Annotated in this window: 22 protein-coding genes; 2 read left to right on the forward strand and 20 right to left on the reverse strand. The window is 56.0% G+C overall.

Features of this window, described 5'->3' with window-relative positions:
- Nucleotides 1–750: 750 nt before the first annotated feature.
- From rlmH to BLQ99_RS11255, 13 genes are all read right to left on the reverse strand, one after another.
- Nucleotides 751–1,230: a 23S rRNA (pseudouridine(1915)-N(3))-methyltransferase RlmH gene (gene rlmH, locus BLQ99_RS11200; RefSeq protein WP_093691021.1), complete on the reverse strand. Its 480-nt coding sequence runs from the start codon at nucleotides 1,228–1,230 to the stop codon at nucleotides 751–753.
- A gap of 5 nt (nucleotides 1,231–1,235) precedes the next feature.
- The gene (locus BLQ99_RS11205; RefSeq protein WP_093691023.1) at nucleotides 1,236–2,339 is read right to left on the reverse strand and encodes a S1C family serine protease; all 1,104 of its coding nucleotides are present in this window, start codon (nucleotides 2,337–2,339) and stop codon (nucleotides 1,236–1,238) included.
- A 13-nt stretch (nucleotides 2,340–2,352) separates the two neighbouring features.
- On the reverse strand, nucleotides 2,353–3,135 hold the full coding sequence (locus BLQ99_RS11210) for an MBL fold metallo-hydrolase (RefSeq protein WP_093691025.1): 783 nt from the start codon (nucleotides 3,133–3,135) through the stop codon (nucleotides 2,353–2,355).
- 62 nt (nucleotides 3,136–3,197) lie between these two features.
- Nucleotides 3,198–4,541 (reverse strand): phosphomannomutase/phosphoglucomutase, encoded by a 1,344-nt coding sequence (locus BLQ99_RS11215; RefSeq protein ID WP_093691027.1) that lies wholly within the window; start codon nucleotides 4,539–4,541, stop codon nucleotides 3,198–3,200.
- Between the two features lie 162 nt (nucleotides 4,542–4,703).
- Nucleotides 4,704–5,576 (reverse strand): peptidase MA family metallohydrolase, encoded by an 873-nt coding sequence (locus BLQ99_RS11220; protein ID WP_093691029.1) that lies wholly within the window; start codon nucleotides 5,574–5,576, stop codon nucleotides 4,704–4,706.
- Nucleotides 5,577–5,658: 82 nt separating this feature from the next.
- Nucleotides 5,659–6,297 (reverse strand): deoxyribose-phosphate aldolase, encoded by a 639-nt coding sequence (gene deoC / locus BLQ99_RS11225; RefSeq protein ID WP_216093665.1) that lies wholly within the window; start codon nucleotides 6,295–6,297, stop codon nucleotides 5,659–5,661.
- A 201-nt stretch (nucleotides 6,298–6,498) separates the two neighbouring features.
- Nucleotides 6,499–6,609, reverse strand: a complete 111-nt coding sequence (locus BLQ99_RS15375) for an RCKP-type rubredoxin-like domain-containing protein (protein WP_342721907.1) — start codon at nucleotides 6,607–6,609, stop codon at nucleotides 6,499–6,501.
- A gap of 13 nt (nucleotides 6,610–6,622) precedes the next feature.
- Complete coding sequence (perR, locus tag BLQ99_RS11230; RefSeq protein WP_093691116.1) at nucleotides 6,623–7,042, reverse strand: transcriptional regulator PerR; 420 nt, start codon at nucleotides 7,040–7,042, stop codon at nucleotides 6,623–6,625.
- A gap of 150 nt (nucleotides 7,043–7,192) precedes the next feature.
- Complete coding sequence (locus BLQ99_RS11235) at nucleotides 7,193–7,495, reverse strand: spore coat protein (RefSeq protein ID WP_245690455.1); 303 nt, start codon at nucleotides 7,493–7,495, stop codon at nucleotides 7,193–7,195.
- A gap of 21 nt (nucleotides 7,496–7,516) precedes the next feature.
- Nucleotides 7,517–7,714 carry a DUF1657 domain-containing protein gene (locus BLQ99_RS11240; protein WP_093691031.1) on the reverse strand — a complete coding sequence of 66 codons (198 nt, stop codon included), beginning with the start codon at nucleotides 7,712–7,714 and terminating at the stop codon, nucleotides 7,517–7,519.
- 125 nt (nucleotides 7,715–7,839) lie between these two features.
- A complete protein-coding gene (locus tag BLQ99_RS11245) occupies nucleotides 7,840–9,633 on the reverse strand; it encodes a carbon starvation CstA family protein (RefSeq protein ID WP_093691033.1) in 1,794 nt (597 codons plus the stop codon).
- Nucleotides 9,634–9,800: 167 nt separating this feature from the next.
- The gene (locus BLQ99_RS11250; RefSeq protein ID WP_093691035.1) at nucleotides 9,801–10,565 is read right to left on the reverse strand and encodes a LytR/AlgR family response regulator transcription factor; all 765 of its coding nucleotides are present in this window, start codon (nucleotides 10,563–10,565) and stop codon (nucleotides 9,801–9,803) included.
- On the reverse strand, nucleotides 10,552–12,249 hold the full coding sequence (locus tag BLQ99_RS11255; protein ID WP_093691037.1) for a sensor histidine kinase: 1,698 nt from the start codon (nucleotides 12,247–12,249) through the stop codon (nucleotides 10,552–10,554). The genes BLQ99_RS11250 and BLQ99_RS11255 overlap by 14 nt, the downstream gene beginning before the upstream one ends.
- A 146-nt stretch (nucleotides 12,250–12,395) precedes the next feature.
- Here BLQ99_RS11255 and BLQ99_RS15440 point away from each other — a divergent pair, with 146 nt between their 5' ends.
- Nucleotides 12,396–12,641, forward strand: a complete 246-nt coding sequence (locus tag BLQ99_RS15440) for a DMT family transporter (RefSeq protein ID WP_093691039.1) — start codon at nucleotides 12,396–12,398, stop codon at nucleotides 12,639–12,641.
- On the opposite strand, the gene BLQ99_RS11265 is transcribed toward BLQ99_RS15440, so the two are convergent.
- Both BLQ99_RS11265 and BLQ99_RS11270 read right to left on the reverse strand, forming a co-directional pair.
- Nucleotides 12,608–12,958 (reverse strand): hypothetical protein, encoded by a 351-nt coding sequence (locus BLQ99_RS11265; protein ID WP_093691041.1) that lies wholly within the window; start codon nucleotides 12,956–12,958, stop codon nucleotides 12,608–12,610. The two genes, BLQ99_RS15440 and BLQ99_RS11265, sit on opposite strands and share 34 nt — an antisense overlap.
- 74 nt (nucleotides 12,959–13,032) lie before the next feature.
- Nucleotides 13,033–14,355 carry an MATE family efflux transporter gene (locus BLQ99_RS11270; protein WP_093691119.1) on the reverse strand — a complete coding sequence of 441 codons (1,323 nt, stop codon included), beginning with the start codon at nucleotides 14,353–14,355 and terminating at the stop codon, nucleotides 13,033–13,035.
- A gap of 257 nt (nucleotides 14,356–14,612) precedes the next feature.
- Here BLQ99_RS11270 and BLQ99_RS11275 point away from each other — a divergent pair, with 257 nt between their 5' ends.
- Nucleotides 14,613–16,784, forward strand: a complete 2,172-nt coding sequence (locus BLQ99_RS11275; protein ID WP_093691043.1) for a Tex family protein — start codon at nucleotides 14,613–14,615, stop codon at nucleotides 16,782–16,784.
- A gap of 40 nt (nucleotides 16,785–16,824) precedes the next feature.
- Here the strand turns inward: BLQ99_RS11275 and BLQ99_RS11280 are convergent, their stop codons facing one another.
- From BLQ99_RS11280 to BLQ99_RS11300, 5 genes are all read right to left on the reverse strand, one after another.
- Nucleotides 16,825–17,274 carry a hypothetical protein gene (locus BLQ99_RS11280; protein ID WP_093691045.1) on the reverse strand — a complete coding sequence of 150 codons (450 nt, stop codon included), beginning with the start codon at nucleotides 17,272–17,274 and terminating at the stop codon, nucleotides 16,825–16,827.
- A 126-nt stretch (nucleotides 17,275–17,400) separates the two neighbouring features.
- The gene (locus BLQ99_RS11285) at nucleotides 17,401–18,048 is read right to left on the reverse strand and encodes a cyclodeaminase/cyclohydrolase family protein (protein ID WP_093691047.1); all 648 of its coding nucleotides are present in this window, start codon (nucleotides 18,046–18,048) and stop codon (nucleotides 17,401–17,403) included.
- Nucleotides 18,049–18,162: 114 nt separating this feature from the next.
- Entirely contained in the window at nucleotides 18,163–19,239 is a 1,077-nt protein-coding gene (locus BLQ99_RS11290) for an ABC transporter ATP-binding protein (protein ID WP_093691049.1), read from the reverse strand.
- Between the two features lie 21 nt (nucleotides 19,240–19,260).
- Complete coding sequence (locus tag BLQ99_RS11295; protein ID WP_093691051.1) at nucleotides 19,261–20,904, reverse strand: ABC transporter permease; 1,644 nt, start codon at nucleotides 20,902–20,904, stop codon at nucleotides 19,261–19,263.
- An 82-nt stretch (nucleotides 20,905–20,986) separates the two neighbouring features.
- A complete protein-coding gene (locus tag BLQ99_RS11300; protein ID WP_093691053.1) occupies nucleotides 20,987–22,012 on the reverse strand; it encodes an ABC transporter substrate-binding protein in 1,026 nt (341 codons plus the stop codon).
- Nucleotides 22,013–22,099: the final 87 nt, after the last annotated feature.

Raw genomic sequence — 22,099 nt, forward strand, 5'->3', positions numbered from 1 at the left:
GGACAAAACCGCAGCCAAAAGAAAAAGCAGGTCCGCCTCCTACACCACGGCGGCCTGCCCCGGATCACCCTTGGCGTAAGGGCTTCCGAATACCAAACACCGGAAGTAATTATACGCCAGACCGCACGAAAACGGAAGTACTGGGTTAAAAAGGAGTATTTATCAACCCTTCAACCTTAACATTGACTTTCGATGGCCGCGGTCAAGGACGCCTAACAGGCGAGCGTAGCTTTTATCCTTGACCGCGGCCAGAAGAAAGTCTAAAATCCAGACCTGGGTTGATTACAAAATACAACAAGTGTGACATTTTCATAGACCAATTTAGGTGACATTTTCACAGACTCTTGACACGGTTTTCTTATCCTTCCTGCGGCCATACTCATATCATCATCCGAGATGCCTATCCACCTTAAAGTACTCTCATCTACACGTATTCTTCATAAAAAACTGCGCTGTTTGGATCCGATACGGCTTAAGTGCTGGTAGTTCTCTCCGTAAAAGGTATAACGGCAAAGTGTTTTACAGCAAATAAGTCAATAAACCAAACAAGTCAAGCCTGACCCCCTGCCCTGCCTATATTGCCACCTCTATAGGAGTAGCGGCAATTGCCGATGGCTGGCGCGTCCGGTTTATCCCAGTAATAACGTTTCCGCGACGGAGCTTCTTCAGCCTATTAACTCAATAGCTTGCCGGACAAAAAACAAGGCCTCAACCCCTGCATTACGCAAAGGTTGAGGCCATTTTTCGCCCTTACCAGTGATACGGTTCGCCCCGGCTAATCTTAAACGCCCGATAAAGCTGCTCGACTAAAAGCAGCCGGATCATCTGATGGGTAAACGTCATCCGGGAAAAGCTCAGCCGTTCATTCGCCGCCGCCAAAACAGCCGGCGACAAACCGAACGCGCCGCCGATGACAAAGGTAACATCGCTCTGGCCCGTCAGGGCCAGAGCGTCGATTTTTTCCGCCAGTTCTTCCGAGGAAAGGGCCTTACCCCGGACGTCGAGGACGATTAAGTAGCTGCCGCCACGGACGTGCTTAAGCAGCCGTTCACCCTCACGGGCCAACACCTTTTCCTTCGCCGCGGCCGAAGGGTCGGCCGGCATGCGTTCCTCGTCCACTTCGATGATTTCCAGGCGGCAGTAAGGGCCAAGCCGTTTGGTATATTCGGCGATGCCGGCGGTAAGGTATTTCTCTTTAATCTTGCCTACGGCAACAATCGTGATTTTCATAGTTATTAACTATCAGCCGGCATTTCCTCGAGCAGTACGCTAATGGTGCGGGTCTGGTCGCCGCGGAGGATAACCACATCGACGCGGGAGCCGACTGCCTGGTTATCCAGTACGGCGCGCAAGTCTGCCACACTGTTAACTTCGGCGCCGGCAACTTTCAGAATGACATCACCTTCACGGATACCGGCCTTGCCTGCTGGGCCGGAGCGTTCAACCCGGGCTACATAGACGCCTTTGTCGATGGTAAGTTCATAGCCATAACGGGCCGCCGAGTTTTTGTCCAGTACCCCTACGCCAAGGTAAGCACGGATAACGCGGCCCTTGTCAATGATCGACTGGAGAATGGGGCGGGCGGTGTTGATGGGAATGGCAAAACCGATGCCTTCGACCCCGGGGACGGAAATCTTGGCGCTGTTGATGCCGATGACCATGCCGTCGGCATTGACCAGCGCCCCGCCGGAATTGCCGGGATTGATGGCTGCATCGGTCTGAATAAGCTTAAATTTGCGTTCCCCGATTTCAATGGAGCGATTAAGCGCGCTGATGACGCCGGCCGTCACGCTGCCCTTGAATTCCAGCCCCAGCGGATTACCGATGGCAATGGCCGGTTCGCCTACCATGAGGGCATCAGAGTCGCCGAGTACGGCCGCCGGTAGGCCGGTCGCGTCCACCTTGACCACGGCCAGGTCGGTAGCCGGATCAACGCCCAGCACCCGGCCGCTAAAGGTGCGACCATCGGCCAGCGAAACGACGATTTCCTGAGCATTCTGCACTACATGGTAGTTGGTGGCAATATAGCCGTTACTATCAAAGATAACCCCCGAACCGGTCCCCTGCTCGATCAAGACCCGGCGGTTGAAAAAGTCGCGGGCATAAGCTTTGTTGGTAATGCCGACAACCGCCGGACCAACGGCCTGGGCGGCGCGAACGATAGGCGTGTTGCGCGCGTCGGAAAGCTGCGCCTGGGCAGCAGGCGGCTGCAGACTGGGCAAGGGCACCTGGGGCGTGGGTTTGGCCAAAAATTTACCGCCGTAGCTTAATACCAGACCGCCGCCAATCAGAATACCAATCAGCGCGACGATAAGAAATGGCACGAGTCGTTTCGTCATAACCATTCCTCCCTTACAGTTCTTCGACCAGACTAGCCGCGCGGTCAGGATAGGTCAGCCGCAGGGTGATTTCACTGTCAAGGCAGCAGCCCTGGTCGGCCAAAATAGTGCTGACCGTCGTCTTGGCCAGGTCTGGGCGGTTGTTTTCCTGGCTTAGGTGCGCCAGGAAAACTTCCGTCTTGTTTTTCCTGGGCAGGCGGGCTAGCGCCCAGCCTGCGTCGGTATTGGAAAGATGGCCCCGGTTGCTCATAATCCGCCGCTTGAGCGGCCAAGGATAAGAGCCATTTTTCAGCATGTCCACGTCATGGTTGGACTCCAGGACAAGCACGTCTGAGCAAGCAATGGCTTTTTTAACACTGTCAGTGACAAAGCCCAGGTCGGTGGCGACACTATACTTGCGGTTGCGATAAAAGAAATTGAACCCTACCGGGTCGGCGGCATCGTGGGAAATGCTGAAAGCCTCAATTTTGACGCTGCCGATCTCGAGACTGTCCCCGAGATCGTAGCGACACGCGCTTGGAATTAGTTCCCGGCAGTACATGTTTTCCCATGTCCCCGGGCGGGTATATACCGGCAAACCATAGCGCCGCGTCAGTGTCGGCAGGCCGCTCACATGGTCGCGATGTTCATGGGTCACCAGGACGGCATCCACTTTCTCAAGCGACGTACCAATCGCGCGGAGGGCCTGCTGGATGCGCCGGGCGCTGATGCCGGCATCGACAAGAATTTTGGTAGTATCGAAATCAAAGAACAAAGCGTTGCCAGTGCTCCCGCTGGCCAGAACGTGGACTTGCATGAACAGGCTCCTTTGGTAAAATTAACGGATAATACTTCGACCTGGAGCCTGTAAATCCCTTTCTATATTTCTGCCATTTTGTCCCTGACCGCGGCGCGTAAATAGTCCGGGAGCGCGTCAAGCAGCAGGGTGATAATTTCCCGCAGCCTCTCCGGGGTTTTGGCCTCAAACCGCAGGGTAAAGAGCGGTTCGGTAACCGAGGCGCGAATCATGCCCCAGCCGTCGGAAAACTCGATGCGCACGCCGTCAATAAGATTAGGCCGGTATGCGGCAAGACGCGCGGCAACACCGGCGAGGATTGCTTCTTTGTCCTGTCCGGGATAGGGTACGCGGATGTCAGGGGTCAGTATGTAATTGGGAATTGTGTTGACGAGTGTCCCGAGCGGACCAGACTCGGCAACTATTTCACACATCTTTAACCCGGCATACATGCCGTCGTCATAGCCAAGTTCCCGGAAAAAGAAGTGGCCACTGATCTCACCGGCAAACAGCGCTTTTTCGCGGAGGAAGGCGGCCTTACTGAAGGTGTGGCCCGCCCGCGCCATAACGGCCCGACCGCCGGCTTTGGCAATTTCCTCTGGCACGACCATTGAGCATTTGGCATCGTAGATGACGGTGCCTTTTTCCCGGCGGAGATAATGGCGGGCCAGCAGGACGAGAATGTCGTCATTGTCGACGGCCTGCCCGGTTTCATCGACAAAGCCTACCCGGTCACCGTCGCCGTCGAAAGCAATGCCCAGGTCGGCGCCCGTCTCCCTTACCCGTGCCCCTAAAGCCGCCAGGTTTTCCGCCAGCGCCGGATTAGGGGGGCGGTGCGGAAAGGCGCCGTCGGGCCGGCAATACATTTCAATGACGTCATAACCAAGAGCGCGGAACAAGCGGGGGGCAATGGGCGCCGTGGCGCCATTGCCGGCGTCGATAACGACGCGCAAATGGCCCGGCTTAGCCAGGCCGGCGGTATACTGCACATATTCGTCCACCACCGGCCGGGCAACAATGGCGCCATCACCGGCAGTACGCTCATCAGCGGCGACCATTGCCGCGATTTCCGCAATATCCGCCTCAGTCACCGGCGCATGTCCGAATACCAGTTTAAAGCCATTGTAGGGAGCAGGGTTATGGGAAGCGGTAATCATCACCCCGCCGGCAGCGCCGGTAACTTTTAGCGCGTAATAGAAGACCGGCGTCGCGACAGTGCCAATATCAAGAACACGGCACCCCGATTCGGCCAGTGCATCCAGTACGATGCGCTGCAATGCCGGCGTCGACAGGCGGATATCGCCGCCAACCACCACCGTTTGGCCGGTTAGTTTTACTCCCACCGCCAGGGCAATGCGGCGGGCCATATAATCGGTCAGGTCTTTTCCGACAATGCCGCGAATGTCGCAGGCGTGAAAAATCGACATACCTTTCTCCTTTCGCAATAGCTACATTAGGGATATTGTAGCACGACCGCAGGAAATCATTCAATTGCGTACCGGCACTTTCCATAAATGAACGCAATGCTTCCATCGTATTGGCTCCTAAAACCAAAAGCCGTCTACACCTGCTCGCGTGTAAACGGCTTTTTATTTTTCGTCATAATTTTTCATATTGGTGACAGCCCACCGCTGCCAGGCTTGCTCAAACGCCTGGTAATCCATGCCCAGGGCGCCGGTGATGGCGGCCTCGGTACTGCGCCCCTTTTGCAGGTCGGCAATAATCGCCATCAGTTTGTCCTCGCCATGCACTTCGGCAATATAACGGACCGCGGCCAGCGCTTCGCGGTAAGCGAGCGATTGTTCGGGCAGGTTGTCGAAGTTCTCGTCCAGTTCGGCCATCGTATAAAGCTTACCGGTCAGCTTGTTGCGCGGTGTAAGCCACTCATAACCGTTTGCGCGATATTCCATATACTGGGCTAGCCCTTCGGTAAACCAGCGGGTATAGTTACCGCTCGTCATATGGTCAAAGACCAAGTGCGTGAATTCATGGACCATCGGCCCCTTATGGATGAACTCCTTAGTGGACTCGCCGGCTTTCAGCCATACATGGGGCGATAAAATCCGGATAACGCCTCCCCAATATACTCCCATGGCGCTTTGGTCGCCGGACCAGCCAAACGCCTGGTTAAGCTGCTGGCGGTCAGGATAAACCAGCAGCAGGGTTTTTTCGGCCGGCTCATACCTGAGGGCCTGGGTGACAGGTCCGTAAGCGGCTTCGGCGGCGGTAGCAAGCATCGCTACCGTATCGGCGTCAGCCGCAGTATATTTGATAATAAAGTGCGGCGTCTCATAAACGGCCATGTCGCGCGTCTGGTAAGCGATTTTGGCCGCAGCTAACTGGCGCGCCAGCGGATATAGCCACATGCGGGGGAGCTGCGCCGGAACGAGGGCCAGCAGCGCTACCACCAGGCCGAGAGCGATGAGGGCTGTCACCTTATCGTGAAATAAAATGGTACGCATGGGTACCCCTCCTCTCCCGGTCCTCATGGAGTCCCATTATACCATAACCACAGGCCCCTCGCCTATTGGTATTTTATGTAAACTACTTGACTAAGTTAACGCCGGCGCTGGTGCCGATGCGGGTTGCACCGGCCGCAATCAACGGGAGCGCCTGCTCGCGCGTCCGGATGCCGCCCGCGGCCTTGATGCCAAGCTTACCGCCTGCTACCCTGGCCAGCAACCGGACATCCGCTTCGGTCGCCCCGCCTGGTCCAAAACCGGTGGACGTCTTGACAAATTGCGCGCCCGCTTCCAGGATGGCCAGACAGGCTCGCTCCTTCTCCTCATCGGTGAGTAGAGCCGCCTCAATAATGACCTTCACAACCCGTCCTTCGGCGGCACGGACGACCGTCCGGATATCGTCGGCCACCGCCGTCCATTGACCGGCTTTAGCCGCGCCAATATTCATAACCATGTCAATTTCATCGGCTTTATGCTCCACCGCCGCCTGGGTTTCAACAGCTTTGACCGCCGTAAGCGTCGCCCCGAGCGGAAAGCCGACCACAGTCGCCACTTTTACGCCGCTACCGGCCAAGCGGTGCGCCGCCAGGCTCACATAACAAGGGTTGACGCAGACCGCCGCAAAATTATGCTCGGCCGCTTCAGCACACAGGCGGAGGATGTCGTCTACCGTCGCTTCCGGCTTGAGCAGGGTGTGATCAATGTAGGACGCTAAGTTAATGCAAGACCCTCCTTTCGGCAAGCCTGGCGGGTCAGGCTTGACTTGTTTTAAAAATTGACTTATTTCAGTGAACAGCCGAAAACCATATGGTTTCAATTACCGTCCCCGGAAATTGAATTCGCCAAGGCCGGGCAAAAATCCTGGTGAAACCGGCAAAAAACGAAAACCCCGGCCTGCACGCTCGCAAACCGGGGCTATGTATTATTCCTGTTTTTCAAACTTGTCTTTCGGAGCGCCGCACTCGGGACATTTGCCGGGACGGCAACGGCCTTCCTTGGTAGCACCGCACACCGTGCATTTCCAGACTGCCATTAAAGTCCACCTCCTATTCTTTAGCCGCGCACTCAGGGCACACGCCATAAAAATAAAACTGTTGGCCTGTAATCCGGTAGGGCGTGGTCTTTACTACCTTCTCAACAAATTCAGTGCTGTCGACGCCGTGCAGGTCATCCACCCGGCCGCACCGCCGGCAGCAGATGTGCGGATGGTTGGAAGTGTCGGCATCGTAGCGGAAGCTGTCTTCACCGGCGTTTAACACCTGGATTAGCCCAAGCTCCTTGAGGATTTCAATGGTCTTATACACTGTCGCCAAACTCATTGTTGGATAAATAGGCTGCAACTGGTGGAAAATCATCTCGGCACTAGGATGCGCCTTGCTTGCGGCCAAAACATTGTAAATCGCCAGCCGCTGCGGCGTCACTTTAAAGCCCTTTTCCCGCAGCAAAGTTGTTACACAAACGCCCATAAACACACCCATTTCAAAAAAAATAATCAAACTAAAATAACAATGATTATCCTATAATGTTATTTTTATTTTACCTTGTTCTGTGAAAAATTGTCAAGGTAAAGTTGTGCAAATTAAAGTCTCGTGGAACTGCCACGAGACTTTAGGCGGTTACATCATTTGCTGATTTTGGCCGGAAAACTTGTTTTTAGCTTGTGCAATGTCCTGAGGACTGGCGTTTTTGACATTATAGAATCCTTTTTGTTGCATGTAATTAAACAGTTGCTGCTCCTGGCTGTACAATTCGCCGAGAATCGTCATGTAATCGCGGCGCAGTTGCTCGTTTACTGCTTCGGAAATATACGTGTTGGTCGACGACGCCAGATGCTTCGTCTCGTTCAGGCAGACCTGCAGCAGGTCTTTGTCGGAGATTTGCATGCCCTGGCCGGACATGGCGCCTTGACCTTGTCCCATTTGTGCCACTGTTATCACCTCTTACTGTAATGTTTGGCCCGCGTTCAGGTGTTTGCTGAGCATTTGCACATGCTGCTGGTGTTTTTGCGCCATTTGCTGGAGCATTTGCCTGGCTTGGCTGTCCTGTAGCTCATTGGCGAAATGATTAAGCGTCTTAACACAGGTTTGATGCATGGCAAGCGAGTCTTCGAGCTGCAACAGTTCTTTTTGCGTCAACATCAAGATCCCCCCTTTCCTGCCAAAAATAGCATGTACGGCAATACCGGGTAATATGCCGGGCCGGAGCAACGCTTTTCCTGCCAATTATAGGAAAACCGCCTGGAGCAAACCAGGCGGCTTTCAACTTATTTGCCGACACTTTCGGTCGCGGAAACAGCCGCGCGCTCGCCGGCGGCAATGCGCAGCCAAGTGCGCACTGCATCACCAATGACAAAGATAACCAGTATAATCATAACGGCGCTAGCGCCGGCCAGAAGGTAGTTGTTCTTCGGCAGATAGTTGGTCGTAATGTTGAGGTAACCGGCAGCCACGGTGGTTGCGCCCAGGAACGACATGGGAATAATCGTTGTCCAAGCGTAGCGGCCCTTACCCATCCTAAACAGTACCGTAGTACCGATAGCCAGGGACATTGTGGCGAGCAGCTGGTTTGCCACACCAAATAGCGGCCAAATGGTGGAGATGGAACCGCCGTACAAGAGATAACCCCAAGCGAACGAGATAGCGGCGCTGCTAAAAATAATACCGGGAACCCAGTTGACGTTTTTCAGCGGCTTATAGACCATGCCGCCAAGTTCCTGGATGAGATAGCGGCCGACGCGTGTGCCGGCGTCAATGGTCGTCAGAATGAAGAGCGCTTCAAACATAATGGCAAAATGGTACCAGAAGGATAGGAGGCTGTTCATGCCGGGAATTTGCGCAAAAATGTGCGCCATGCCCACTGCCAGGGATACGGCGCCGCCCGGACGGCCGGCGACATTTTCGCCTACCAGTTCGGACAACATCGGCAGTTCGTTCACCTGCATGCCCAGTTTGGCAAACACGGCCGGGGCGGTATTAATGGCGAAGTAGTCGGCGGGATAGAGGCTGGTAGCCGCAATCAGCGCCATGAGCGCGACAAAGGATTCGACCAGCATGCCGCCAAAACCGACGGCGCGGATTTCCGCTTCATTGGCCAGCATTTTCGGGGTGGTGCCGGTGCTGATCAGCGAGTGGAAGCCCGAGATGGCGCCGCAGGCAATGGTGATAAACATAAAGGGCCATACGGGGCCGGGGATAATCGGTCCGCCGCCGTTAATGAACGGAGTCAGGGCCGGCATATGAATTTCGGGACGGACAATGATAATGCCAACGGCTAACGCCAGGATGGTGCCAATTTTCATATAGGTGCTGAGGTAGTCGCGCGGCGCCAGCAGCAGCCATACCGGCAAAGCGGCGGCGACAAAACCGTAAACCGCCATCATGACCGACAGCTGGCCGCGGCTGAAGGTAAAGTACGACGCCAGCGCCGATTGCTGGACCCACGGTCCGACAAACACGGCAATGAGGACCAGCGTAACGCCAATCAGCGGGCCTTCGCCAATATGGCCGGGGCGGATGTAGCGGAGGTAGAGGCCGACAAAAATGGCGATGGGAATGGTGGCGGCCACCGTGAAGGTGCCCCAGGAGCTGTCGTAAAGGGCGTTCACCACGGCGATGCCCAGGCCGGCCATAGTTATAATCAAAATAAACAGTACGGCAATACTGGTGGCCAGGCCGGAGGCCTTACTGATTTCCTTCTTGGCGATCTCGGCCACCGACAATCCGTCGTGGCGGATGGAAGCAAAGAGAATGACCATATCGTGGACCGCGCCGGCGACAACGGCGCCGATCAGCAGCCACAGCGTACCCGGCAGATAGCCGAACTGGGCGGCCAGCACCGGGCCGACCAGGGGACCGGCCCCGGCAATTGCCGCAAAGTGATGGCCAAACGTTACCCATTTGTTGGTCGGCACATAATCGCGGCCGTCGTTATGACGAACAGCCGGCGTAGCTCGACCTGGGTCAAGGGCCAGCACTTTAGCCGCCATGAAGGCGCCATAAAAGCGGTACGCCAAAGTTAGAATGAGAGCGGCAATAATGACAAGCGCAATACCGTTCATGTTTCTCCTCCTTTGTATGGTGTAACAAATTTCGACAATTAGCATAATACCAAAAGTTACGGCCACTACGACAGCTAAATCACGTGAACGGAAGAAATTCGGGTTTGACCGGAAATATCTTTCGCCAAACAGAAACGCGGCCAGGATGACGCATAAAAAAACCGGGGCTATTTCAGCCCCAGTATTTCCTTAATCTCTTTTATTTGGCCTTTGCTGACAGGAATTTCCGCGCCGTCCGGACCACCCACCCGCAGCCAGTAGGTGCCTTTAAACCAGGGAATAACCTCCACTACCTTGTCCAGGTTAACAATATAACTCTTGTGCACCCGCACCAAACTGGTCGCTTGCAGCCGTTCCTGCAAGTCCGAAAGCGTCCCTGGGTAGACGGCCTTTCCTTCGCCGGTGACCACCGTGACTGCCCCCGCCTGCATGAAGGCATACAAAATATCGCGGTAATCGATCATAACGATTTTGCCGTTTCGCTCCACCGCCAGCTTTTGGATGTGGGCACGTATAGCCGCCAGTGCTTGGTCAACCCGCTGCGTCGCTGCCGCCCACTCATCAGCACGGTATTTCTGCAGGCGTTCTACCGCGGCCGCTACCCGTTCCTCTTCAAACGGCTTGAGGAGGTAGTCGACGGCGCCAATCTCAAAGGCCTTTACCGCATAATCGTCATAGGCGGTGGCAAAAACGATCAGCGCGTCCGGCACTACCGCCCGCAGCGTGAGCGCCGTTTCCACGCCGCTCATGCCGCGCATTTCTACATCGAGAAAGACCACATCGGGCTGGTGCTCGGCGGCCAGCACCAGGGCGGCCGGCCCGCTGTCGGCTTCGGCAGTAACAACAATCCCCGCCTGGCGGGAGAGTAAAAACTTAAGTTCATCGCGGGCCGGCAATTCATCGTCCACAATTAGCGCTTCAAGCACAGTCATTCACCTCCTCGAGCCCCCTGGGCACCCGCATGGTGACAACGGTGCCGCCCCCCGGCCTGCTTTCCAGGGTCAGGCCGTAAGACGGACCAAACTGTCCCCGCAGCCGTTCGTGAACGTTGATCAGCCCAATGGCTTCATTACCCGGCTGCCGCAGCGGATGGCGACAGGTTAGGTCCATCCCGACACCGTCGTCGGCAATAACGATTTCTAACGCCGCCTCGGGTCCCTCCCGCACGGTAAGCCAGACGCAGCCGCCTTCCGCCTTCGGCCCCAGGCCGTGTTTAATGGCGTTTTCAACCAAAGGCTGAATGGTAAGGGAAGGAATGAGGCAGTTTACCAGATGGGGCGCAATGTCCTCCACGACCTTAAGTTTATGCCCGTGGCGGGCCTGCTCAATGGCCAGGTACGCCCGAACTTGGGTTAATTCCTCGGCGATTGTGATATTGCGTCCTGTTTTGTGGAGGGTATGGCGGAAAATGGTACTCAGCTTCAGCAGTAGTTCCCGGGCAAGGTCAGGATTGGTGCGGATCAAAGAGGTAATAGTGTTGAGGGTATTAAACAGAAAATGGGGATTTATCTGCGCATGCAGCGCTTTTAGTTTGGCTCTGGCCGCCAGCTTGGCCTGTTGGTCGATTTCGGCCAGTTCCAGCTGCGTCGAAAAGAGATGGGCTATTCCCTCGGCGAAAACAATATCGGCGTCCCCGACCGCATTGGCCCGGGTATAATAGAGCTTTAGCGTTCCCACGACCAAGCCGGCCCGCACCAGCGGCACCACGACGGCACTGGCCAGCCGGCAGTCGCCGCAGCGGCAGCCAATTTCCTGGCGGTTGCGGGCAACCCAAATGCGGCCGGTGGCCAATACATGGCGGGTGGCCCGTGTCAGTCCCGCTCCGGGCACAGCATGATGGGCAGCCTCGACGCCCACGAAAGCCAGTACCCGTTCGGTATCGGTGATTGCCACCGCATCATAGCCGGCGGCGGCAAAAATAATCCGGGCCGTTGCCTCAGCCGAATCGGCAGTAAGCCCGCGCCGCAAAAACGGCAAGGTTTTCGTCGCAATTTCCAGCGCTTTGTGCGACTGCTCGGCTCCCACCTTCCGCTGGGCGTCCCTCGCCATTTTCATTATCTGCATGAAGATAGCCAACCCAATGGAGTTTACGACAATCATCGGCAGGGCAATTTCCTGCACCAGCGCCAGCGCGGCGGAAAAGGGCCGGGCCACGAGCAAAATAATCATCATTTGCAGCGTTTCCCCGACCATGCCGGCTGCCAGCGCCAACCACCAGGGAACAGGCCGGGTTAGCCAGCGCCGGTGAATATAGCCGGCAAGGATCCCTTCGCAGATATTAGCCAAGGCACAGGCGCCGGCCGTAAACCCGCCGAGCAAATAGCGATGACCGCCGGCGATCAGGCCGACAGCTACTCCCATCTTCGGCCCGCCAATGAGGCCGGCGGCCATGACGCCGACCACTCGGGAATTGGCCAGCGCATCATTGACCGGAATGCCGGCGTAAGTACCGAGAATACCAATTAACCCAAAGAACAGGGTCAATAATAGCCGGTCCCGACCGGTTACCCGCCGCTGCACCAGACGACGAAAAGTCGCGGTCTGGGCCAAAATGAGGGCCATTGTCACGGCAACGCCCATGCGTTCTATCATTTCCACCAAAAGGATCTCTGTCATGCTTGCACCTCCCCTTCAGAGCATACACCGTATCGGTTACCCGCGGCAAGCATCAAGCTCTGGAAAATCGGAAGTAAATCCCTAACCCGGCAGGATGAGTCCGCCACCAAACCGAATTAAGCACGTAAAATTCGTCCCTCGCAGCTATGCTACTCATGGGGCTTGTCCACTCCGCCCTGGCCCTCGGCCTCTATTTTACCGGCCTGAAAAGCGTCAAAGTACAACATGCCAGCATTCTGTCTTACATTGACCCAGTCAGTGCTTTGTTATACGCCTTGCTGATTTTCGGCGAAAGACCTACAATCACCACCATGCCGGGCGCACATCACAAAGCACCTCCTGCCGGAGGTGCTTTGTTTCAGGAGAAATGCTCGCGCCGCGCCGCGTCGTAGACCAGTTTTTTTGCCGCCACCAGCACGCCCACCAGCAGCCAGAACGACCAGTACATCAGAATAAGCGAATAGCTTAAGGCAAACGGAGCGCCGTAAAGGGCAAAGAGCGGTTTCAGCACTAAAAACCAGGCCGTCATGCCGGAGCCAAGGGCAAAGGTGAAAATGCAGAACGCGGCCAGACAGGGGCTGCTGCGTCTGAGAGCCGATTTACTACCCCGGTCGCCGATGCCCACCAACAAGGCGATGAGGACAACCGCCGCCAAAAACGGTTTGGCAACCAAAAATACGCCGGTAACCTTGGCCAACAATGCTTCCACTCGCGTCACCCCCGCAAAAATATACTACTGTTATATATTGCTAACGCCGCCAATATATGCACAGAAAATTGCATTTATTGCCATTTCGTGCTGGTAAACCGCCGCCACAGGATAAGGCTGCGCACTAAAAAGTCGAGGGCTGTTATCACCCAGGCAGCGGTCACATCATACTGCCATAAGACGATGAACAGATAAATCAGCGGCAGGCGTACCAACCACACGCCGGTAGTTGTCACATACATCGGCCAGCGGGTATCGCCGGCGCCGCGCATCGCCCCGCCCAGGGTATAGGTGATGGCGATGGTGGGCTGCTCAAAGGCGGCGATCATCACACACTGTGCGCCCCAATAAATTACCTCCGGGTCGTTCACAAAGAGGGCCGTAAGCGGCCGGGCAAAAAAGAAAAACATTACGCCCATCATGGTCATACTCAGCGCCGCGATGCGGTTGGTCAGCGCGGCATACTGGACCGCCCGGTGCGGCAAACCGCGTCCGAGGTGCTGGCCCACCAAGGCCATGGCAGCAACCGAAAAGCCAAACCCTGGCATAAACGAAATGGACTCCACCTGTAGGGCGATCTGGTGGGCGGCAAATTGGGTTGCTCCCACGCCGGCAAGCATAAACGTAAAGGCAATCCGGCCGCCCTGCATGGCCAGCTGCTCCAGTCCGGCCGGCAGGCTGATGGCCACGATCCGGGCTATATAGTCGCGCCTGATGATGAACACATGGCGCCACCGCAGGCCGATTTGCCGCACGGCCGCGAGCGCCCCTATCGCCAAAAGGCCGCCTGACGCCTGGGTGAGGCAGGCTGTCCACGCCGCGCCATACGCGCCCAACGGCTGGCCGGCTACACCGAAAATCAGTCCATAGCCGAGGAGGATTGCCAGCACATTATTTATCGCCGTCAGATAAAAAGTCAGCCGCGTCAGGCCAATGGCCCGCAAGACGTTATTGGCCACGGCCATGGCCAAAAACAGCGGCGTGGTAACAAAGGTGATGCGCAATAGTTCCCCGGCCAAGTGCGCAACAGACGCGTCGGCGCTCGTCACCAGAAAAAGATACGGCGCCGCTACAAAACCGATAACTCCCAGAGCCGTACCCAAGACCAGGCCGAGGAGTACCCCCTGGCCGGCCACGCTCCGTACCGCTTCCCAGTTGCCGGCCCCTGCCTCACGGGCGACGATGGCCGCTGCGCCAGTACCGGCTGCGGCGAAAATGATGGACGAAGCCGCCTGAACCATCGTCGACAACCCCACGGCAGACAGGCTAACGGCGCCGAACTGTCCGACCATGGCCGTTGTGACGACACCGACCAGCATGACGCCAAACCCTTCCATGACCACCGGCCAAACAAGCTTTAGGATCCTCTGGCGCATATAATCCGCTGATAATGACATTGCCAATCCCCCGCTTTCACCCCCGTGAAACACCCCGCCCCGAAAAGCGGCAACCGTAAAGATTTTCATGTCAATAAATTAACGCCACGAACAATGGAAATCAACATTATTCCATAACTTTCCACTTACCTCATACCTCATACCTCATACCTCATACTTCATACCGCATACCACTATCCGGAATAGTCCAATTTACTGGCATTAATATCTTTGTGGTATAATAGGGGCGTGTAAAAAACAAAAAAGTTGGTGAAACAATGCAACTTGCCGAAATTCCCGCTTTCATCGCCCGTGAACTGGGCGTGAGACCGCAGCAAGTAGAAGCCGCCATAAAATTATTAGACGATGGCAATACCGTTCCCTTTATCGCCCGCTACCGCAAAGAAGCAACCGGCGAACTTAACGAAGAACAAATTCGGACGGTTATGGACCGGATGCAGTACCTGCGCAACCTGGTAAAGCGTCAGGAAGAGGTGATGGCCAGCATTGCCGAGCAGGGCAAACTGACCCCTGAGCTGGCCGCTGCCATCACCGCCGCCACCAAGCTGCAGGAAGTGGAAGACCTGTACCTCCCCTTCCGCCCGAAAAAACGCACCCGCGCCCAGATTGCGCGCGAGCGCGGCCTCGAACCGCTCGCGGAAATTATGTTGGCCCAGGAAATGACGGACGGTGATCCGCTCGCCGTAGCCGCTAATTATGTCGACCCGGCCAAGGACGTACCGGACGCCGACGCCGCGCTGGCCGGCGCCATGGACATCATCGCCGAATGGATAAGCGAACGGGCCGACTTCCGGGCCTTCTTGCGCAAAGAGCTATGGGACAAGGCGGAAATCGTCACCTCCCTGGCGGTTGATGAAGCAGCCGGTAAGGAGTTCCTGAACTATAAGGAATACCGCGAACCGGTCAAACGCATGCCGTCCCACCGTATTTTAGCCGTAAACCGCGGCGAAGCAAAGGATATTTTGAAAGTCGACCTGGTTGCCCCCCATGAGGCAAACATCGCGCGCATTACCAATGAAGTGGTCACCAGGCCGTCGCTCTTCGCCGACCACCTCCGCGCCGCCATTACCGACGGTTACAAGCGACTCTTGTTTCCCGCCCTGGAACGGGAAATCCGCGCGCTGCTAACCGAAAACGCCGAAAAACAGGCCATTCGCGTCTTTGCCCTCAACCTCCGCCAACTCCTGCTACAACCGCCCCTGGCCGGCCACACCGTCATGGGGCTTGACCCGGGCTACCGCACCGGTTGCAAAATGGCGGTGGTCAGCCCCACCGGCACGGTGCTCGCCACCGGCACCTTATATCTAACGCACAGCGACGCTCAGCGGGAACGGGCAGCGAAAGAGGCGCTGGCTACAATCGCCAACTACGGCGTCACCCTCATTGCCATCGGCAACGGTACCGCGTCCTATGAAACCGAGGAATTCGTCGCCCGTCTCATCAACGACCACCAATTGAATCTTCATTACCTCATTGTCAACGAAGCCGGCGCCTCGGTGTATTCGGCGTCAAAACTGGCCAAGGACGAATTGCCTGATCTTGATGTTTCATTGCGCGGCGCCGTATCTATCGCCCGCCGCGTGCAAGATCCGCTGGCCGAACTGGTCAAGATCGATCCCAAATCAATCGGCGTCGGCCAGTACCAGCATGATGTCAACCAAAAAGAACTGGCCAGCGCCCTCACCGCCGTTGTCGAGTCTTGTGTCAACCATGTGGGCGTCGAGCTTAACACTGCTTCGCCCGCCCTGCTGCAGTATGTTGCCGGCATCAATGCGAGCGTGGCCAAAAACATTGTTGCTTTTCGCGACGCCAACGGACCCTTCCGCAGCCGGGATCAGCTCCGGAAAGTCCCCCGTCTCGGACCGGCGGCCTTCACCCAATGCGCCGGCTTTTTGCGAATCAAGGGCGGCGTCAACCCCTTGGACAATACGCCGGTACATCCCGAGTCTTATCCTATCGCCGAAGCGGTCTTGGCGAAATTGGGCTTTTCTGTGGCCGACCTGACCGACCGCCAGCGGCTGCGCGCCTTGCAGAGCCAGCTGGCCAAAGCCGATGCCGGCCGGTTAGCCGCCGACCTTGGCGCCGGCGAACCAACCGTGCGGGACATCCTTGCCGCCCTGGCCAAGCCGGGCCGCGACCCGCGCGAGGAACTGCCACCGCCGCTGACGCGCAAAAATATTGTCAAACTCTCGGACATTGCCCCCGGTACCCTGGTTAAAGGTACGGTACATAATGTCACCGACTTCGGTGTTTTTGTCGACATCGGCCTCAAGACCAACGGTCTCATTCACCGCTCCGAACTTAGTCATAAGCCCTTTCGCCATCCCCTTGACATCGTCGCCGTCGGCGACATCGTCGAATGCATAGTCCTCAGCGTCGATGAGGCGCGCGGCCGCATTGCCCTCAGCCTCAAGCAAGCCCCAAAATAGCCAGGCGTACCAAAGCCGGGACATAGGCCCCGGCTTTTCGTTATATTCCCGGATGGTAACGCAGCCACCGATCCGTCAGTTTGGCCGCATCGTACCGCGTCTCCATGTCCACCGGCAGCTCGCCCCATACGGCGTCCCGCTCTTCTAATAGCTGTTGCAGGGCAGTCAGCAGTTCGTCCGGCTGGGTGAAGTCGATGTCCTGCGCCAACAGGGCCGTCAAAAACTCACTTACACCGTCCATCCCGAAGGACGGCACTTCCATGGCGACGACCGTCCAGTAATCTTCGTCTTCGTCCAGCACAAAGACAATATCAGGATAACTGCGGTTGGTCGGGTCGGGTAGAATGAGTTCGCCGTCGTCGCAGTCGGCCTCGAAGGACGGCACACTGCGCAGGTACACCTCGACTACCGGCACATCGCCATCGTATTCGACGCGGTAACAGCCGTTCAAGCCGACATATTTGTGAAAACCGGGATACCGTTTGGCCATTCTTCACAACTCCTTTCATACCGCTTCAAGTTTAGTGTCTGCCAAACGGCAGATTATCATGCCCTACAAAAATTAACACCGGCTGCCCTTTCCGCAACCGGTGTTAATTTTATTTTTCCTCAATATTCATTCCATCCGCATAACGGCAAAGGGGTCCGCACCGTACACTTCGTCCGCAACCGCGTTATACAGCTCGTCCGCCGCGGTGCGCAAAATATGAATTTGGCCTTTTAGGGCCGCGACTACCGTGTGGTCCCGCAAGGCCGGTAAATTAATGGCCGTATTTAGGAGCGCAGCCATCACTGCGTTATAACTTAAGAGCACGCCAATCATAAGGTCGCTGACCACATGGGCGTTGATTTTCCCCAGCAGTGCCCTGCCAATTTCCAGGCTTTCCAGTGCAGCCCGGGCCACTTCCACAGGCACCTCCGCCGCCTGCCGCATCGCTTGCTGGATTTGGGCCGCCCGCGCCTCTTTCTCCTCCGCTGTCGCCTTCGGCAGCCCATAGGCCGCCATTACCGCCGAAAAAGCGTCAGCGTCACGGTCAATGAGCTCTTCCAGTTTTTTATGTAATCCTGCCAAGACTTTTTGCCGATCGGCAAGCATGTCGGCGTACGCCGCTAAATCCGGACGCCCCAGCGAAAGATTCACCGCCATTTCGAGCAAGCTTACGCCTAAGAGGCCGGACACCGCGGCAGCGCTGCCACCGCCCGGCGCCGGCTGACGCGACGCCAGCCGCGCGGCAAATTCATGGATTGATAGTTCTGCAAGCAATTACATCCCCTCTTTCAAGATTTAGCTACATCTCTTCCTCTCGTTAAAAGTCCATAGGGACCGCCTATTCAATTATTTTATCAGACTTTGCCAAACAAATATACCGCCAGCGTGTCAAGACTTCAATATATGGACGCTTTCGGGCCTTATCAGGAGAGCCGCCCGGTCGCCGGCCTGAAAGACGGCCTTTTGGACCGGATCATAATCTATGACGGTCAGGCTTTGGCCGCCGGCAGTAATTTTATAATCCTGATAAGCCCCCATGAACACCGAGGCCGTAACTTGCACGGCAAGCGGCCCTTCCGCGGCCAGCCGGAGCGTTTCCGGCCGCAGGACCACGCTCACCGGTTCGCCTGGACTGAGCACGAGGTCGGTCGCGACCGCGAAAGCCTGGCCGAGGAAGCGGACGGTGGCCGTCCCGTCGCCGACGGCGACGACCTCGCCGGCCAGGATGTTGGCCATGCCGATGAAATCGGCGACAAACTTGGTCCGCGGCCGTGTGTAAATTTCAAAGGGCGAGCCGATCTGTTCGATATTCCCTTGGTTCATAATGACAATCCGGTCAGACATGCTCATGGCCTCAGACTGGTCATGGGTCACATAAATACTGGTAATGCCGATATCGCGTTGAATCCGCCGGATTTCACCACGCATGTGCACCCTGAGCTTGGCGTCCAGGTTAGACAGCGGTTCATCGAACAGCAGGACGGACGGTTCCATCACCAGCGACCGGGCCAAGGCCACCCGCTGCTGTTGGCCGCCGGAAAGCTGGTTGGGATAGCGCCCTTCCAGGCCGGTAAGGCCTACTAATTCAAGAATGTGGCTGACTTTGGCGCGGATGTCGCTGTCTTTCATTTTTTTGATGCGCAGACCGTAGGCGATATTTTCAAAGATGGTGAGATGAGGAAACAGCGCGTAGCTCTGGAACACCATCGCCGTGTCGCGTTTATCCGGGGTAAGGCGGGTTACTTCCTCGCCGCCAATGTAAATATTGCCGCTCGTCGGTGTTTCGAAGCCGGCGATCATGCGCAGAATAGTCGTTTTGCCGCAGCCGGACGGCCCCAGCAGGGTAACAAACTCACCCGCCGCGACGTCAAGCGTTACATCGTTAACGGCCAGGACGCCGCGCCCGGCAGCGCCGTTATACCGTTTCACCAGATTTTGCAGGCGAACGCTTTTCGAATTTTTCAATTTGGTTTCCCCCTCAAAACTTTACACACCCTCGACATTTATTCCCATGCGATTGAACACGAACTTAAGCATGCCCGTTACTGCCAGGACAATGACAATGAGAACGGTGGAATAGGCCGCCGCTACCCCCAACCGCCCGACATCGACCTGGGACATGATGGCTACCGTCAGCAGGTTGTAGCTGGCCGAAACCAGGAAAATAACGGCGCTGACTGCCGTCATGCTGCGGACGAAACTGTAAACCAAGCCGCTGAAAAAGGCCGACTTAATCAGGGGAATAGTAATCGAAGTAAACACTTTGAACGAGTTGGCGCCAAGGTCTTGGGCCGCTTCCTCGATGGACGGGTCAATCTGCTGCAGGGATGCTACGCCGGCGCGGATACCGACCGGCATGTTACGGAAAATAAAGGCAATAAGAATGATGGTTGCCGTACCGGTAAGAACCAGTGGCGGTTCGTTATAGGCCAGCACGTAGCCCATGCCAATGACGGTGCCGGGGACGGCCATCGACAGCATCGAAATAAACTCGATTGCCTTACGGCCGAAAAAGCGCTTGCGCACGATGAGAAAGGCGATAATCATGCTCAGGATGCCGGTCATGGGCATGGACAACAGCGAAAGATACGTGGTGTCAAGAATGGGTTTTAACCCCAAAGAAAAGATATATTCATAATGCTTCAGTGTCGGCGTATAGTCGATACCCCACAGGTTGGTAAACGAACCGTAAGGAATAAGAATGTAGAGCACCAGGACGAACAGGCTGACCAAAAAGCAGGGCAGACCAATCAGCCAGTTCAGGGTACGGTCGGCGACCAGTTCGCGCTGGCGGGACGGCTTGCCGGTAACGGTAACATATGACCTTTCCCCAACCCAGTATTTCTGAACAATAAACATGAGGACCGAAAGGCTGAGCAGCACCGTCGCCAGCGCCGTACCGCCCTTGATATCGTAGTTTCCCATGGCCTGGAGATAAATCTTCGCGGCCAGGGTGGTGAAATTGCCGCCAATAACCATGGCATTGCCAAAATCGGCCACCGTTTGAATAAACACCAGTAAAAAGGCATTGGCGATACCGGGCGTAAGCAGCGGCAGGATAATGGTCCGAAAAATATGCCAGCGGGAAGCGCCCATGTTGCGGGCCGCCTCCTCATAAGACGGGTCGATTTGTCGCATCAAGCCGGCCAGCACGAGATAGGCAATAGGAAAAAAAGTGAGAACCTGCACAACCACCAGGCCGGTAAAGCCGTACACGTTGGCATCCTTGATGCCCAGCAGGCTGTAAGTAATAAAGCCCCGCTGACCGAACAACATGATGAAGGACATAGCCAGGGCAAAGGGCGGCGAAATGATGGGCAGAAAGGCCAAAATGTTGAACAGGCGTTTAAAAGGAATATTAAGAAACGCATCGGCGTAAGCGAACAAAAAGCCCACCACCGTGGCGAAAAAGCCGACGACCACTCCTGCCGTCACGGTGTTAACAAGTACGCGGACGTTTTCGTCCTGCCGGAAAACATCACGGTAATATTGAAGCGTCAGGCCGCCTTCCGCCGTCACAATCCCCTCTTTGAGCACCGCGTACAGCGGCCAGACGATAAACAAGACCAATGAACAGCTAACGAGAATAATGGTTGCCAATAAAACAGGGTCGTGAATGATTTTGCGCATTGCTCCACCTCACAAGAAGCGGGCGCCTTACCGGGGCGCCCGCTTGGCTGAAAAGACGCGCTAAGTATCCTGCTATTTAAAATTATTTAATGGCATTATTCCATTTTTCGACAAGCTTGCTGCGGTTGGCGCCCGCCCAGTTCAAATCGTAGTTGATCAATTTGGTGTCCTTGATTGCTGCCGCCTGGGACGGTGCTATCGCTTCCGGATTGGTCAGAAACTGATATGACCCGGCTTTTTGGCCGATTTCCTGAGCCTCTTTGGTCAGGCACCAGTCGATGAATTTCTTGGCCGCTGCCTGATCGGGACCGCCTTTGATGATGGCGACGGCGCCAATCTCATAGCCCGTGCCTTCCACCGGCGCAGAAATAACAATATCTTTCATGCCTTCTTCCTTGTATTTGATGGCATCATGCAGGAAGGTCACGCCGACGGTGGCTTCACCCTGGCCGACCATCCGCCCCGGGGCCGTACCGGATTTGGGATAGGTCTTAATCTGGCCATTCAGCTCTTTCATGTATTTCAGGCCTTTTTCCTCGCCCATGAGCTGGACAATGGTGGCCAGCATGGTGTAAGCCGTCCCGGATGAGCCCGGGTTAGCAATGACTACCTGGCCCTTCAGCGCCGGATTAAGCAGATCCTGCCAGCTCTGCGGCACCGGCAAGCCCTTTTCGGCCAGCAGCTTCTGGTTCGAGACAAACCCTAGATAGCCTACGTAGATACCCGTCCAGTATCCCTCGGGATCTTTGTATTTGGCCGGGATCTTGGCGGCATTGGGCGAAACGTATTTTTCCAAAAGCCCGTCTTCTTTAGCCTGAATAAAGCCGTCAGCCGGTCCACCGAACCAGATGCTGGCCTTGGGATTGTTTTTTTCCGCCTTGATGCGGCCCAGGATCTCGCCCGAACTCATGCGCACCGCTTCCACTTTAATGCCGGTCTCTTTCTCAAACTGTTGGACAGCCTTTACCATGTGGTCTTCCATGAGCCCGCAGTAAATGGTCAGTTTCTGCGGCTGAGCGCTTTGCGGCTTGCTGCCGCACCCCGCGGCCAGCGCCACCATCAGGACAATAACCAGTATTGCCGTCACTTTTTTCCACGTCTTGGACACGTCGTGCTCCTCCTTACTGCTTTTCCCTGCCGCGGAAAAGCTAATTATTTCCAGTATTTTTCTAATTCTTTGGCTTTTGGGAAAATC

It is taken from the genome of Sporolituus thermophilus DSM 23256 (genome assembly GCF_900102435.1).
Lineage (GTDB): Bacteria > Bacillota > Negativicutes > Sporomusales > Thermosinaceae > Thermosinus > Thermosinus thermophilus.

What these genes read in the sequence shown, in the direction of transcription:
- rlmH (WP_093691021.1), bottom strand. Translation starts at nt 1,230, where the DNA reads ATGAAAATCACGATTGTTGCCGTAGGCAAGATTAAAGAGAAATACCTT.
- BLQ99_RS11205 (WP_093691023.1), bottom strand. Translation starts at nt 2,339, where the DNA reads ATGACGAAACGACTCGTGCCATTTCTTATCGTCGCGCTGATTGGTATT.
- BLQ99_RS11210 (WP_093691025.1), bottom strand. Translation starts at nt 3,135, where the DNA reads ATGCAAGTCCACGTTCTGGCCAGCGGGAGCACTGGCAACGCTTTGTTC.
- BLQ99_RS11215 (WP_093691027.1), bottom strand. Translation starts at nt 4,541, where the DNA reads ATGTCGATTTTTCACGCCTGCGACATTCGCGGCATTGTCGGAAAAGAC.
- BLQ99_RS11220 (WP_093691029.1), bottom strand. Translation starts at nt 5,576, where the DNA reads ATGCGTACCATTTTATTTCACGATAAGGTGACAGCCCTCATCGCTCTC.
- BLQ99_RS15375 (WP_342721907.1), bottom strand. Translation starts at nt 6,609, where the DNA reads ATGGCAGTCTGGAAATGCACGGTGTGCGGTGCTACCAAGGAAGGCCGT.
- perR (WP_093691116.1), bottom strand. Translation starts at nt 7,042, where the DNA reads ATGGGCGTTTGTGTAACAACTTTGCTGCGGGAAAAGGGCTTTAAAGTG.
- BLQ99_RS11235 (WP_245690455.1), bottom strand. Translation starts at nt 7,495, where the DNA reads ATGGGACAAGGTCAAGGCGCCATGTCCGGCCAGGGCATGCAAATCTCC.
- BLQ99_RS11240 (WP_093691031.1), bottom strand. Translation starts at nt 7,714, where the DNA reads ATGTTGACGCAAAAAGAACTGTTGCAGCTCGAAGACTCGCTTGCCATG.
- BLQ99_RS11245 (WP_093691033.1), bottom strand. Translation starts at nt 9,633, where the DNA reads ATGAACGGTATTGCGCTTGTCATTATTGCCGCTCTCATTCTAACTTTG.
- BLQ99_RS11250 (WP_093691035.1), bottom strand. Translation starts at nt 10,565, where the DNA reads ATGACTGTGCTTGAAGCGCTAATTGTGGACGATGAATTGCCGGCCCGC.
- BLQ99_RS11255 (WP_093691037.1), bottom strand. Translation starts at nt 12,249, where the DNA reads ATGACAGAGATCCTTTTGGTGGAAATGATAGAACGCATGGGCGTTGCC.
- BLQ99_RS15440 (WP_093691039.1), top strand. Translation starts at nt 12,396, where the DNA reads ATGCTACTCATGGGGCTTGTCCACTCCGCCCTGGCCCTCGGCCTCTAT.
- BLQ99_RS11270 (WP_093691119.1), bottom strand. Translation starts at nt 14,355, where the DNA reads ATGTCATTATCAGCGGATTATATGCGCCAGAGGATCCTAAAGCTTGTT.
- BLQ99_RS11275 (WP_093691043.1), top strand. Translation starts at nt 14,613, where the DNA reads ATGCAACTTGCCGAAATTCCCGCTTTCATCGCCCGTGAACTGGGCGTG.
- BLQ99_RS11280 (WP_093691045.1), bottom strand. Translation starts at nt 17,274, where the DNA reads ATGGCCAAACGGTATCCCGGTTTTCACAAATATGTCGGCTTGAACGGC.
- BLQ99_RS11295 (WP_093691051.1), bottom strand. Translation starts at nt 20,904, where the DNA reads ATGCGCAAAATCATTCACGACCCTGTTTTATTGGCAACCATTATTCTC.